The sequence below is a fragment of the Alloalcanivorax mobilis genome (assembly GCF_002864685.1).
Taxonomy (GTDB): domain Bacteria; phylum Pseudomonadota; class Gammaproteobacteria; order Pseudomonadales; family Alcanivoracaceae; genus Alloalcanivorax; species Alloalcanivorax mobilis.
Genome location: NZ_NMQZ01000060.1, coordinates 1 through 13431 on the forward strand (window position 1 = coordinate 1; position 13431 = coordinate 13431).

The following is a 13431-nucleotide window of genomic DNA, read 5'->3' on the forward strand; positions in this document are numbered from 1 at the left end:
ACTATGCGGCCACTTTAAAATCAGTGTCTACTTAAATGGGGCCAGTCCACTCTTCGACTCCGCCCTTTTAACTTTTAACCTTCAACTTTTAACTTGTTCCAACCCTCATCAACAATCTCAATCCAGTGCCGCACCGGGGTGCGGGCGGCGGCGCTGAGGTGCATCTGGCAGCCGATGTTGGCGGTGGCGATCAGGTCCGGGGCGCCGCTTTCCAGGGCGTTGAGTTTGTTGTCGCGCAGTTGCCGGGCCATGTCCGGCTGGGTGATTGAGTAGGTGCCGGCGGAGCCGCAGCACAGGTGGGCGTCGGGCACCGGGGTCAGGTCAAAGCCGAGCCGGGTCAGCAGGCTTTCGGTGGCGCCGGCCAGGCGTTGGCCGTGTTGCAGGGTGCAGGGGCATTGGAAGGCCAACCGGCGGTTGTCGTGTACGGCCAGGGCGTCCAGGTTTTCCGCGGCCAGCACCTCGGCCAGGTCCCGGGTGTGTTCGCTGACCCGCCGCGCCTTGTCGGCGTAGCCGGGATCGTCGCGGAATAGATGCCCGTATTCCTTGATAAAAGCGCCGCAGCCGCTGGCGGCCGGAATGATCGCCTCGGCGCCTTGGTCGAGGGCTTCGATCCAGGTGTCGATGTTGCGTTTGGCGCGGGCCAGACCGGTGCTCTGGTCGTCCAGGTGCCCGCCTAAATGATAGTCCACCGCGCCGCAGCAGCCGGCGCCGGCGCATTCCCGCGCGCCGATGCCGAGCCGGTTCAGCACCCGGGCGGCGGCGGCGTTGGTATTGGGCGACAACGCCGGCTGCACGCAGCCGCCCAGCAACACCATGCGGCGACCCGGTTTGATGGCGGGCCGCCGCCCGGGGGCAACCACGCGGGCGGGAATTTTCTCTTTCAGTGCCGTCGGCGCCAGCGGCCGGCACCAGCGGCCCAGCCGCATCAGAATCCGGAACAGACGCGGGCGCGGCATGACGGTGCGAAGCGCCCAGCGCAGCAGGCGCTCACGGCGGGAACGGGGTACCTGGCGCTCCAGTTCCGGGCGGCCGATGTCCAACAGCGCGTGGTAATTAACGCCGGATGGGCAGGTGGTTTCGCAGGCGCGGCAATTCAGGCAGGCGTCCAGATGTTGCTGGGTGCCGGGTCCGGGGGCCTCGCCTTCGAGCATTTCCTTGATCAGATAGATGCGCCCGCGCGGGCCGTCCAGCTCGTTGCCGGTGAGCTGATAGGTGGGGCAGGTGGCATTGCAGAAACCACAGTGCACGCAGGCGCGCAGAATCGATTCCGCTTCGTCGGCGCGTGGCAATTGGCGGGCCTGGTCGCTCAGGTTGGTTTGCATGGCCGTTGCCTCGTTGCCGGTTAAAGGTCGGGGTAAAGCCGACCGGGGTTGAAGATTCCCTGCGGGTCCAGCTGCGCTTTCAATGCCCGGTGGTAGTGCATCAGCGCGGCGGGCAGGGGGTGAAAAGGCTCGACGCCGGCCGCCGCCGCGAAGCAGGTGGCCCAGCCGCCGGCGCCACTGGCCCACTCGCGGATCGCCGCTGCATCGCTGTTACTTTTCAGCCAGTACTGCGCACCGCCCCAGTCCATCAGGCTGGTGCCGGGGAGCGCCGGGTGATCGCCGGCGATCGGCAGCGACAGCCGCCATAAGGTTCCCGGGCCGGTAAAGAACGGCAGCCGGTGATCGCGCAACCGCGCCCAGAATTCGCCATTGTCCACCGGCTCGCCGCCGATGTGCCGGCGGGCCGCGTCCACCGAGCCACGGTTGCCTTCCAGCCGCAGGGTCAGTTGCTGCTCATGGTGGCAGGCGGCGGTCAGCGGCAGGCCCTGGTGGCGCCAGCGCAGAATGCACTCACGCGCCGAGTCGCGCGCCAGTGTCAGCCGCAGGGTCGCGCTGGCGCGCGGGCGCGGCAGGACTTTCAGGGACACCTCGCTGATCAGGCCGAGGCAGCCGAAGCTGCCGGCCATCAGCCGCGACACGTCATAGCCGGCCACGTTCTTCATCACCTCGCCACCGAAACGCAGAGCCTGGCCAGCGCCGGTGATGACCCGGGTGCCGAGCACGAAATCGCGCACCGAACCGGCCCAGGGCCGGCGTGGGCCGGCCAGGCCGGTGGCCACCATGCCGCCGACGGTGGCGCCGCCGCCAAACAGGGGCGGCTCGAAGGGCAGCATCTGGTCCTGCTCGGCCAGGGTGTCGATCAGCTCGGCCAGCGGCGTGCCGGCGCGAGCCGTCACCACCAGTTCGCAAGGATCGTAATGCACGATGCCCCGGTGGTTGGTTGTGTCCAGGGGCTCGCCCTGCACCGGGCGCCCCAGGATCGACTTGCTGCCGCCGCCGTGTATCGCCAGCGGCCGGCCGGTGGCCGCCGCTTGTCTCACCTGATCCAGTAACGCTTCGTTGTGATCCCGGGCGTCCATCAGAAGCGCTCCAGATCTGGAAACGGCAGCTCACCACGGTGGATGTGCATGGCGCCGAATTCGGCGCAACGGTTCAGGGTGGGAATGTTCTTGCCCGGGTTCAGTAACCCGTTCGGGTCGAAGGCCGCTTTGACGGCATGAAAAAAAATGATTTCCTGGTTGTTGAACTGCACGCACATCTGATTGATTTTTTCCCGGCCGACACCGTGCTCGCCGGTAATGCTGCCGCCCACCGCCACGCACAATTCCAGGATCGCGCCGCCCAGGGCCTCGGCGCGTTGCAGTTGATCCTGGTCATTGGCGTCGAACAGGATCAGAGGATGCATATTGCCGTCGCCGGCGTGAAACACATTGGCCACGCGCAGGTCGTAGCGCTTCGAAAGGGCTTCGATACCGGCCAGCACCTTGGGCAGTTCCCGTTTGGGGATGGTGCCGTCCATGCAGTAGTAGTCCGGGGATATCCGACCCACCGCCGGGAACGCCGCTTTGCGCCCGGCCCAGAAGCGTTGGCGTTCGTGATCGTCCCGAGCCTGACGGATGTCGGTGGCGCCAGCGTTTTCCAACACCGCGCGCACCCGCTGGATGTCTTCATCCACGTCCGTTTCCACGCCGTCCAGTTCACACAATAAGATCGCCGCCGCCTCCCGTGGGTAACCGGCGTGGACGAAATCCTCGGCGGCGCGGATCGCCAGGTTGTCCATCATCTCCAGGCCGCCGGGGATGACGCCAGCGGCGATGATGTCGGCCACCGCCTGGCCGGCTTTTTCCACGTTGTCGAAGCTGGCCAGCAACACCTTGGCGCAGGCCGGCAGCGGCAGCAGTTTGACGGTGATGTCCACGACCACGCCGAGCATGCCCTCGGAGCCGGTGAACAAGGCGAGCAGGTCAAAACCGGGGGCGTCCAGGGTGTCGGCGCCGAGGGTCAGCAATTTGCCCTGCACGGTGACGATGTCGACGCTGAGCAGATTGTGCACCGTGAGCCCGTACTTCAGGCAATGCACGCCGCCGGCGTTTTCCGCCACATTGCCACCGATTGAACAGGCGATCTGCGACGACGGGTCGGGGGCGTAGTAGAGGCCATGGGGCGCGGCGGCCTGGGAGATGGCCAGGTTGCGGACGCCCGGCTGCACCCGGGCGGTGGCCGCCCGTGGGTCGATGCCGACAATACGGTCAAAGCGCGCCATCACCAGCAGTATGCCCTTTTCCAGAGGCATGGCGCCGCCGGACAGGCCGGTGCCCGCGCCCCGTGCCACCACCGGCACCCGTTCCTGGCTGGCCAGTTTCATCAGCGCTTGTACCTGGGCGACGGTTGCGGGCAGTACCACCAGCATCGGCGTGGTGCGATACGCGGCCAGGCCATCGCACTCGTAGGGGCGCAGGTCCTCGCGATGGTGCAGAACCTGAAGATCGGGCACGCGCTCTTGAATCAGCCGCAGAATTCGCGCCTTATCGACGCTGCCGAGCCGGCCGTCCAGGGCTTCATCGTAGAGCATGCGGGCCTCCCGCGCTGTCTCAGTGGGTACGGTTTTTTATTGGAATAATTCGGTACGAATCAGTGTGCCGGTTGCGAGGGGGGCGGGCAAGAAGGAAGGAGGTTCTTAAGTTGTTCAGTGTTCAGTGTTCAGTGTTCAGTGTTCAGTTTGATAGAGGTCGGCGAGGTTGGTGCCGTGGGGGCGGTGCTTATCAACAAAAAAAAACGGCCCGGAGGCCGCTTTTTTTCAGTGATGATTACTTATTGGGTGGTGGAGCCCGTCGGTGCGGAGGTTTCCGCCGTGCTGGCGCCTTGCATGGACAGTACCTTGTCCACGTCCACCAGGGTGCGGCCGTCATCGTGATCCACTTCGCCGATGACCACCACGTTGGTGCCCGGTTGTAGCGGGCGGTCGCCGGTAAGATCGTTGTCGATTTCGACTTCGATCTGGCCGTTGGTGTCCTTCAGGGTGTAGCGCTCATCGCCCAGGGACTGAATGATCTCGCCCTGGAGTTTGACCATCTGGCCTTCGTCGATGCCCTGCTGGATCGCGGCGCTGTCGGCGACGATGGCGTCGTTCACATTGCCCGCGTGGGCAACGGAAATAGAGCCGGCGGCAATCATGGCGGCGAGCAGAATCTTTTTCATCGCAATCACTCCTTGGTTGCTGATCATAAATCCTGAAATCACTATAAGTTTGTCAGCGATTCGGTGACCCCATACTAGGGGCAAAACGGTGTGCAACGCTTGCGGATTTTGTAAAAGTCGAATCAAATCTTTGTGACTGTAAAGTTCCCGTGAAGAGCGCATTTTTTAGAATATCGCCGTAACCGCTTATTCCTAAAGTCATCGGTGCGCCGGAGTTGGCTAGTCAGCGCCTTGCGGCAGAGGTGGCCACGCGCCATGCACACGAAAATCTCCGTGGCGGGTCGGGTCCAGCACCAATAAATTTCCGAACTGCAGCAACACGGATTCGCTTTGCGTGGGGCGGAAAAAAATCATGTCGCCGGTCGTTAAGGCGGAGGCCGGGGAGCCGTTGTACATCATCTGATTGGTGCTCACGCCATAGAGTTTATTCGCGGTAATGCCCGCTGGTGACACCGGCGTCGCTTTCCAGTAGCCGCCATAGATAAAATAAGTCTCGCGGCGGTTCGGGTTCCACAGTGCCCAGGCTTGGCCAACAGGCAGCGGGCCGGGAAGGTGCAGGCCGGTAAGATGCTTGAGCACCGGTGCGGCGATAAAGACCGCCGGTTGGAAGGCGCTCAGTGACTCCAGGTCGAAGTCGGAGGGCTTCAGCAGGCAGGAACCCGCCGACAGTTCGTTGAGGGGCGTTTCGTCGCCATGCAGCAAGATGGTGGGGCTGCCGGCGCCATTGAAGGTCAGCGGCCGATCCCGGTAGTGCGGTGCCCGCCGGTACAGGTGGTCGATAAAACCCTGATAGGCCGCTTGTGCCTTGCGATGGCTTTGTTGCCGGCTTTCCACGATGGCGGGCAATTTGCCAACGTGGGCGTCGTAGCCCATTAACCCGGCCAATTCGAGGTGCTGGGGATGGGCGTGAATGATAGCGATCAGCTCGTCCAGTTGCGCCGGGTCCGTAAGCCCACCACGGTGCAGGCCGACATCGATTTCCAGGTTCACGCGCAGGCGCTGGTGCAGCCCTTGTGCCAGTCGCAGATACTCGTTAAGACGCTCGGGCGTGTCGATCAGCCACTGCAACTGGCGTTGCGGGTCGAAGCGTTCGCCGGCCGGTTTTTGAGAAGACTCTTTATAAAACTCCTGATAAAACAACGCCGCCGCGTTCACCGGCATCGGTTTGCCGAGCAGCAGGTCGCAATCCGGTTCCGCCTCGGCCAAGGCGTTGATAAACGGCTGATGAAATACCATCACGCGGTGGCTGCCGGTGAGGGCCATGACCTCGCGAATCAACGGCAGGCTGGGCAAGGATTTGGCGACGATGCGCAACGCGCGGCCGGTGGGCAGAGCCTTTATCAGACGCTCGCAATTGGCCGCCAGGCGCTGGCGGTCAATGAGTACCACTGGCCGGCCCGGGCCTTGCTCGCGAAGCAGCCGGTTGAGGGCCTGAAAGTAGGGGTTGTACGGCGCACCCTGGTCGCCGGGTTTGAGCCACCAGGCGAAGACCGCGCCGCCGGCCAGCGTGATCAGGAAGGTGCGTCGTTTCATCGGCTCGCCTCCACGCCATTGAACAGCTTTTGCAGGTGCGGGTTGAGCAGGCGGCCGTCGGGGTCCAGGCGCCGGCGGATCGCCAGGAAGTCATCGAAGCGTGGGTAAAGCGCGCGCAGTTCGGTGGCGCCCAGGCTGTGAATTTTGCCCCAGTGCGGGCGGCCGCCGTGCTCTCGGAGCAACGGCTCGGTGGCCTGGAACAGCGGACGGTAATCCTGTTTGTGGTATTGGTGCACGGAAAGGCTGGCGCCGGCACGTCCGCTGAACATGGACAGCAGGGTGTCATCGGCGGCCACATAGCGGAATTCGATGGGGAAAAACACGTTCAGTTCGCGTTCGCGAATCCGCTGGCAGAGTGCTTTCAGGCAGTCCAGACCGCGCTCGGCGGGCACCGTGTATTCCATTTCGTTGAAGCGCACGGCGCGATGATTGGCGTAGATGCGGTGCGCCGGCCCGCGCCGTCGTGTCTCGCTCACGAACAGCGTTACCAGCTTCTGCAGGGTGCTGGTCAGCCAGCCGGCGCGCCGGCTCAGTTCGCACACCGTTTCCAACAGGTCATTGTTGTCATCGGCCTCAAGGTTGAGGTCCTCCGGATTGTCGGTGATCGCCATGGTTTTAAGGATGGCGGTGCCGCCCAGGGGGAAGGCGAACATTTCCAAATTGCGGTGGTTGTCGCGCTCGCGGGCAAAGAATTCGAAGGCGTCTTCCAAGGGCAGGGTCCAGGTGTGCTCCTCAAGCCGGTAGGCGCTCTGGTGAACAAAGGTGACGTCGGTGACGAAGCCGAGCGCGCCGGGGTTGCAGCGTGCGGCATCAAACAGGTCGCCATCGGCGGCGCTCAAAGTCCGTTGCTCACCGTCGACGCTAATCAGGGTAAGCGCTCGCACCTGGGCGCTCAGGCTGCCCAGCGTGAGGCCGGTGCCGTGGGTGCTGGTGGCGATGGCGCCGGCCAGCGATTGCAGATTGATGTCCGGCTCATTGGTGAAGCTTTCGCCGCGCCGCCAGGCCTCCGCGCTGGCTTGGCCGATGCGGGTGCCCGCCCCATAGCGAATGGTGTGACGTTGCCGATCATGGTGGCGCACCCCGTTGAACGCCTCCAGCGAGATCAGGCTGCCGGCGGTGGGCACCAGCGGGCTGAATGAGTGGCTGCCACCGAACGGCCGCAGCGGGCCTTCGGCCTGGCCGAGCAGTTCGATCAGCGCGGCTTCGTTGGCGGGATAATGAATGTGACGGGGGTGGGCTTGCTGATTACCGGACCAGTTATTCCAGGCCGGCGCCGCAGCGTCGGCCCGTGCCAGGCTGGCGGCGGGCAGACCCGCCGCCGCCAGGGTGCCGCCCAGGGCCTTGAGGAAGGCACGGCGCTCGATCAGGTTGTGGATGTCCATGGCGGGTCCGATTATTATTTTGGAACCATGGTACAAGATTGTTGGCGACAGGCAAGACCGGCCGCTATGGATATTGCACACCGGTGAGGGTTTCGGAGAGCGTCCACAGGCGCCGGCCCAGGTCCGCGTCGGTGGCGTAGCGGCGTGGCTTGGCCTCCCGTGGCTGGCCCATCGCCTCTTTCAGCCAGGCCGGGCCGTAGTAGCCGCCGCCACGGGCGGCGTCGCTGGTGGCCGCGTAGAGGGTCGGCCAGGCGCCTTTTTCCGCGCTCTGAGTGAACAGTGGCCAGGCCCAGCGCGCCAGCCGGCCGATGCCCAGCGGGCTTTCCTCGGCGATCCCCGGGCCCGCCAGATTGGTGCTGGCGACGCCCGGGTGGCAGGCCAGCGAGCGGGTTTGCGCGCCGCTGTCGCGCAGCCGGCGTTGCAATTCAATGGCGAACATCAGATTAGCGAGTTTGGCCTGGGCGTAGGCGCGCTGACGGCCGTAGATACCGTCCAGGTGGATGTTTTCGAAATGAATGCGGCCACCGCGATGGGCGATGCTGCTCACCGTGACGATGCGTGAGCCGGGCACATCGCGCAGGGCCGGCAGCAGAAGGCCGGTGAAGGCGAAATGCCCCAGGTGATTGATGCCAAACTGGCGCTCGAAGCCATCTTCGGTGCGGCCTTCCTGGAGCCACATTATGCCGGCGTTGTTCAGCAGCAGATCAATGCTCTGGCAACGTTCCCGAATGGCGCTGGCGGCCTGCCTGACGCTGGTCTGGCGGGCCAGGTCCAACTCCACCACTTCGGTGCGCCGGGCCACCTCATCGGCCATCGAGCGCCGCGCCGCCTCGGCTTTGTCCAGGTTTCGGCAGGCCATGATTACCCGCGCGCCCTTGCGCGCAAGGTGCTCTGTCGCGCGCAGGCCGATGCCGCTGTTGGCACCGGTGATCACCACCGTGCGGCCGCTTTGGTCGGGGATGTCGGACGGGCTCCAGGACATGATGACTCCTTGAATGGACACAAGCTTCAAGCCGCAAGCGGCAAGCGGGCCACGACGCACTGAAATCCGTGGTTTGAAGCTTGACGCGTGGCGCTTCTAATCGAGGCCAAGATCGCTCCAGATCTCATCGATCCGGGCTTTGACGCTCGCGTCCATGGTAATCGGTCTGCCCCATTCACGACTGGTTTCTCCGGGCCATTTCGAGGTGGCGTCGAGGCCCATCTTCGAACCCAGGCCGGCCACGGGTGAGGCGAAGTCGAGGTAGTCGATGGGGGTGTTTTCCACCATCACGGTGTCGCGCACCGGGTCCATGCGGGTGGTGATCGCCCAGATCACATCTTTCCAATCGCGGGCGTTAACGTCATCGTCGCAGACGATCACGAACTTGGTGTACATGAACTGGCGCAGGAAAGACCACACCCCCATCATCACGCGCTTGGCGTGACCGGGGTACTGCTTCTTCATGGTCACCACCGCCATGCGGTAGGAGCAGCCCTCCGGCGGCAGGTAAAAATCGACGATTTCGGGGAACTGCTTTTTCAGGATCGGCACGAAGATTTCGTTCATCGCCACGCCCAGCACCGCCGGTTCGTCCGGTGGCCGGCCGGTGTAGGTGCTGTGGTAGATCGGATCGCGGCGGTGGGTGATGCGTTCCACGGTGAACACCGGGAAGCGCTCCACTTCGTTGTAGTAACCGGTGTGATCACCGAACGGCCCCTCGTCGGCGTACTCGCCGGGGTGCAGATGGCCTTCGAGAACGAATTCGGCGCTGGCCGGCACCTGCAGGTCCGAGCCCAGGCATTTCACCAACTCGGTGCGCGAACCACGCAACAGGCCGGCGAAGGCGTATTCGCTGAGGGTGTCCGGCACCGGGGTGACGGCGCCGAGAATGGTGGCCGGGTCGGCACCCAGCGCCACCGCCACCGGGAAAGGCTCGCCCGGGCGCGCGTTTTGCCATTCCTGAAAATCCAGCGCGCCGCCACGGTGGCTGAGCCAGCGCATGATCAGCTTGTTGCGGCCGATCAGCTGCTGGCGGTAGATGCCCAGGTTCTGGCGCTCCTTATTGGGCCCGCGGGTGATCACCAGCGGCCAGGTCACCAGCGGCCCAGCGTCGCCGGGCCAGCAAGTCTGGATCGGCAGTTGCGTCAGGTCCACGTCGTCCGCTTCGATCACCCTTTCCTGGCAGGGACCGGAGCCACCCACTTTGGGGTTCATGCTCAGCACCTTGCGGAACACCGGCAGTTTTTCCCAGGCGTCGCGGAAGCCCTTGGGCGGTTCCGGCTCTTTCAGAAACGCCAGCAACTCGCCCAGCTCGCGCAGTTCGGCCACCGATTCCCGGCCCATGCCCAGCGCCACCCGGCGTTCGGTGCCGAACAGGTTGCCCAGCACTGGAATGGAAAAGCCCTTCGGGTTTTCGAACAGGATAGCCGGCCCGCCGGCCTTCAGGGTGCGGTCGCAGATCTCGGTCATTTCCAGGCGCGGGTCGACCTCCGCGGTGACCCGCTTGAGCTCTCCCTGCGCTTCCAGTTGCTTAAGAAAGTCGCGCAGATCGCGGTATTTCATGGGTGGCCCCGAATGTCGGCGATGATGGTGCGGCGCAGTATAGCAGGCTCCTATCGCGGCTGTTGGCGGTGGCCTATGGCACTCTTTCCGAGTGGATAGTAAAATCGCTTGACCTAATGGCCCGGGAGCAAGGAGCGAGCGATGCAGTGGTTACTGTCAGGGAAGATGCTGGTACTTTACGTGTTTATCGCTTGTGGCGTTTACGTGCATTTCCGGGGACAAGAGCGCCACAAATTCAGCCGCCAGTTGCTGGATCATTCCACCCTCATGGGGCCGTACAATTGTTTTGTGTACGCCACCTCCCAGGTGAAAAACCGGCCTTTCCTACCGATGGAACATTTTCCCGAACTGGCTTTGCTGCGCGACAATTGGCGGGTGTTCCGCGAAGAGGCGATGAACCTGTTCGACGAGGGCTACATCCGGCAGGCGGCCAGTGACAACGATCTCGCGTTTCATTCTTTTTTCCGCACCGGCTGGAAGCGTTTTTACCTGAAGTGGTACGACGAGCCGCAGGCCTCCGCCAAGGCGCTGTGCCCGCGGTCGGTGGCGTTGGTCGATCAACTGCCGGGGGTCAACGCCGCCATGTTCGCGCTGCTGCCCGCCGGCGCCCGGCTGGGCAAGCATCGCGACCCCTTCGCGGGTTCCCTGCGCTATCACCTGGGGTTGGTCACGCCCAATGATGATCGCTGCGCGATCTACGTGGACGGCGAACAATACGCCTGGCGTGACGGCCAGGATGTGATGTTCGACGAGACGTTTATCCACTGGGCGGAGAACCGCACCGACCAGGACCGGCTGATTCTTTTCTGCGACGTGGAGCGGCCGCTACGCTTCCGGGTCGCCACCGCCATCAACCGGGTGTTCAAGAAAGTGGTGGTGCGCGCCACCAGTACCGAGAACGTGGAGGGAGATCACGTCGGCGCGCTCAACCGGGTGTTCGATGTGATCTATAAGGCACGCGCCAAAGCCAAGGACCTGAAGAAACGCGATCGGCGGCTGTACTACCTGCTCAAATGGTTGCTGATCGGTGGTCTGTTCTGGGCGATCTTTATTCGCTAGCCATATTCGCTAGCAACCGCCAGGGGCCCCTGGAGCCTCGCCATCACCTGCCCGCTATTCCCGCTGAGCGCCGGCCACCAGCCGGCGTTCTGCCGTTTACGCCCTGTTCACCGGATCAGGCGTAGTCAAGTGTAAGGGCCGCCTCCGGCCCCTGTCTTTGTCGTCTGTCCGAGACATAAAAATAACACTGGAGTGTAGGGATGCGGCTTTCAAGAGCGGGGATCGCGAGCGGCGCTTTGCTGGCTTGCATAGGGAGCGTGCAGGCTCACGAGTTGCAATCGGTGCGGGTTGAGGGGCAGGGCGCCGCGCAACCGCCACCGGTGGCGGCGTCGGAGGGGCGGGTCAGCGGTGATGAGCTCAGTACCCGGCCGATTCTGCGCACCGGCGAGATCATGGAAACCGTACCGGGAATGATCGCCACCCAGCATTCCGGCAGCGGCAAAGCCAATCAGTATTTCCTGCGTGGCTTCAATCTGGACCACGGCACCGATTTCAATACCTCGGTGGATGGCATGCCGGTCAATATGCCTACCCATGGTCACGGCCAGGGTTACACCGACATCAATTTTCTGATTCCGGAAATGGTCGACGATATCTATTACCGCAAGGGGCCCTACTACGCCGGGGTCGGCGATTTTTCCGGAGCGGGCAGCGCCGACATCAGCACCCGCCTTTATCTGGATCGGCAACGGATCAAGTTCACCGGCGGCGGTGACGATTACTATCGGGCGCTGTTCTACGGCGGCAAGGATCTGGGCCAGGACCGTAATCTTGCCTACGCCGTGGAGACGCAGACCTACAACGGCCCCTGGAAAGACATCAGTGAGGATGTGGAAAAATACAACGGCCTGCTCAGCTACGGCTGGCGCGCCCGCGATACCCGCTATGTGACCACGTTGATGGCGTACCGGAATCAGTGGAACAGCGCCGATCAGATTCCCCGCCGCGCGGTGCGTTCGGGATTGATCGACGATCTCGGCTCGCTGGATCAGGACGCCGGTGGCGAAAGCCACCGTTATTCGCTGTCGTTGTCCTGGGACAATCCGCGCCAGCAGGGCACCCTGTACGCCATCGATTACGGGCTGAATCTGTGGTCCGACTTCACCTATTTTCTCGACGATCCGGTCGACGGCGACGAATTCGAGCAGCTTGACGAGCGCCAGGTGTATGGCGGCAAGGTGGCGTTCAACAATGATCTGACCCTGGGCGGCATCGACTTCACCAGTGTCTGGGGCATGCAATTGCGCCACGACAACATTGGCGACGTGGGGTTGTTCAACAGCGCTGGACGCGACCGCCTGGCCACGGTGCGTCGGGACCAGGTGCGTGAAACCGCCGCTGGCGTGTTCGGCAGCCTGAGTTTCTTCCCCCTGCGCGATGTGCGCGCCACCCTGGGGCTGCGTTACGACCACTACTATTTTGACGTGGACGACAAAGTGGGAGTGAACGGCAACGGTGTCGATCTTTCGTCCAACAGTGGCCACGCCGACGACGGCATCGTCAGCCCGAAGTTGAGCCTGGCATGGCTGGTCAGCGAGCGGATGGAATACTATCTGTCCACCGGCTATGGCTTTCACAGCAACGACGCGCGTGGCACCACCATCCGCGTCAATCCGGACGACGGTTCGGCGGCGGACAAGGTCGACCCGCTGGTGCGTTCCCGTGGCGAGGAGCTGGGCGCGCGTTTTTACCCCGGTGACGATTTGGAGGTATCGCTGGCGCTGTGGCAGTTGCGGCTGGATTCCGAGCTGCTGTTCGTGGGCGATGCCGGCAATACCGAGGCGGGCCGTCCCAGTCTGCGTCGTGGCGTTGAACTGAATGTGTTCTATCGCCCTTCGCGCCAGCTTTCGCTGGATCTGGAACTGGCCGCCACCCGTGCTCGCTACCGGGATTCGGTGGCCGGTGAGGGCGATTACGTGGAAGGCGCGCCGAACCGGGTGATCGGTGCGGGCATTCACTATCACGCGGAGCATTGGTTCGCCGGCTACCGGCTGCGTCACCTGGGGCCGCGCCCGCTGGATTCGGCGTCCGACCAGGAATCCGGCAGCACCACCATCCAGAACGTTAAAGTGGGCCTGCGGAATCGCAATTGGGAATTGGCGCTGGAGCTTCTGAACCTGACCGACGCGGACGATCACGACATCGATTATTTCTATGCGTCGCGCTTACAAGGCGAGGCCGCCGGAGGCGTGGAAGATATCCATTATCATCCGATTCTGCCGCGCACCTGGCGGCTGAGCGTGGAGCGGGCGTTTTAGAACCTCTGAACCATCAGAGAGCTATTCAGAGGTTCCTTCGTGACTCAGACGCGCCCGGAGGCCGCCACCCAAAGGGCAAAAAAAAGGTTCATCGCGCTTTAGCGGGAATTGTCTTTTGGGATCGTGTCTGGGTG

10 protein-coding genes are annotated in these 13431 nt (G+C 63.4%); 2 read left to right on the top strand and 8 right to left on the bottom strand.

The genetic code is table 11. The features are described from left to right. Positions 1-74: 74 nt before the first annotated feature. From glcF to ubiD, 8 genes are all read right to left on the bottom strand, one after another. Complete coding sequence (glcF, locus tag CGS25_RS18210) at positions 75-1322, bottom strand: glycolate oxidase subunit GlcF (protein WP_101676325.1); 1248 nt, start codon at positions 1320-1322, stop codon at positions 75-77. A 20-nt stretch (positions 1323-1342) separates the two neighbouring features. Then, the gene (glcE, locus tag CGS25_RS18215) at positions 1343-2401 is read right to left on the bottom strand and encodes a glycolate oxidase subunit GlcE (protein WP_101676326.1); all 1059 of its coding nucleotides are present in this window, start codon (positions 2399-2401) and stop codon (positions 1343-1345) included. After that, a complete protein-coding gene (glcD, locus tag CGS25_RS18220; RefSeq protein WP_101676327.1) occupies positions 2401-3894 on the bottom strand; it encodes a glycolate oxidase subunit GlcD in 1494 nt (497 codons plus the stop codon). The genes glcE and glcD overlap by 1 nt, the downstream gene beginning before the upstream one ends. A gap of 239 nt (positions 3895-4133) precedes the next feature. After that, positions 4134-4520 (bottom strand): YgiW/YdeI family stress tolerance OB fold protein, encoded by a 387-nt coding sequence (locus tag CGS25_RS18225; protein WP_089034268.1) that lies wholly within the window; start codon positions 4518-4520, stop codon positions 4134-4136. A gap of 219 nt (positions 4521-4739) precedes the next feature. Beyond that, a complete protein-coding gene (locus CGS25_RS18230; protein ID WP_101676328.1) occupies positions 4740-6053 on the bottom strand; it encodes an alanine racemase in 1314 nt (437 codons plus the stop codon). Beyond that, positions 6050-7435, bottom strand: a complete 1386-nt coding sequence (locus CGS25_RS18235; protein WP_101676329.1) for a D-arabinono-1,4-lactone oxidase — start codon at positions 7433-7435, stop codon at positions 6050-6052. The genes CGS25_RS18230 and CGS25_RS18235 overlap by 4 nt, the downstream gene beginning before the upstream one ends. Positions 7436-7499: 64 nt before the next feature. Further along, positions 7500-8417, bottom strand: a complete 918-nt coding sequence (locus CGS25_RS18240; RefSeq protein WP_232802494.1) for an oxidoreductase — start codon at positions 8415-8417, stop codon at positions 7500-7502. A gap of 96 nt (positions 8418-8513) precedes the next feature. Further along, positions 8514-9980, bottom strand: a complete 1467-nt coding sequence (ubiD, locus tag CGS25_RS18245; RefSeq protein WP_101676330.1) for a 4-hydroxy-3-polyprenylbenzoate decarboxylase — start codon at positions 9978-9980, stop codon at positions 8514-8516. Positions 9981-10121: 141 nt separating this feature from the next. Between ubiD and CGS25_RS18250 the strand changes: the two genes are divergently transcribed. After that, complete coding sequence (locus CGS25_RS18250; RefSeq protein ID WP_101676331.1) at positions 10122-11039, top strand: aspartyl/asparaginyl beta-hydroxylase domain-containing protein; 918 nt, start codon at positions 10122-10124, stop codon at positions 11037-11039. 257 nt (positions 11040-11296) lie between these two features. Continuing rightward, the gene (locus CGS25_RS18255; protein WP_198588851.1) at positions 11297-13297 is read left to right on the top strand and encodes a TonB-dependent receptor; all 2001 of its coding nucleotides are present in this window, start codon (positions 11297-11299) and stop codon (positions 13295-13297) included. Positions 13298-13431: the final 134 nt, after the last annotated feature.

Bases quoted from the DNA above. Each gene is read 5' to 3' on its own strand.
- glcF (WP_101676325.1), bottom strand. From the start codon at position 1,322: ATGCAAACCAACCTGAGCGACCAGGCCCGCCAATTGCCACGCGCCGAC.
- glcE (WP_101676326.1), bottom strand. From the start codon at position 2,401: ATGGACGCCCGGGATCACAACGAAGCGTTACTGGATCAGGTGAGACAA.
- glcD (WP_101676327.1), bottom strand. From the start codon at position 3,894: ATGCTCTACGATGAAGCCCTGGACGGCCGGCTCGGCAGCGTCGATAAG.
- CGS25_RS18225 (WP_089034268.1), bottom strand. From the start codon at position 4,520: ATGAAAAAGATTCTGCTCGCCGCCATGATTGCCGCCGGCTCTATTTCC.
- CGS25_RS18230 (WP_101676328.1), bottom strand. From the start codon at position 6,053: ATGAAACGACGCACCTTCCTGATCACGCTGGCCGGCGGCGCGGTCTTC.
- CGS25_RS18235 (WP_101676329.1), bottom strand. From the start codon at position 7,435: ATGGACATCCACAACCTGATCGAGCGCCGTGCCTTCCTCAAGGCCCTG.
- CGS25_RS18240 (WP_232802494.1), bottom strand. From the start codon at position 8,417: ATGTCCTGGAGCCCGTCCGACATCCCCGACCAAAGCGGCCGCACGGTG.
- ubiD (WP_101676330.1), bottom strand. From the start codon at position 9,980: ATGAAATACCGCGATCTGCGCGACTTTCTTAAGCAACTGGAAGCGCAG.
- CGS25_RS18250 (WP_101676331.1), top strand. From the start codon at position 10,122: ATGCAGTGGTTACTGTCAGGGAAGATGCTGGTACTTTACGTGTTTATC.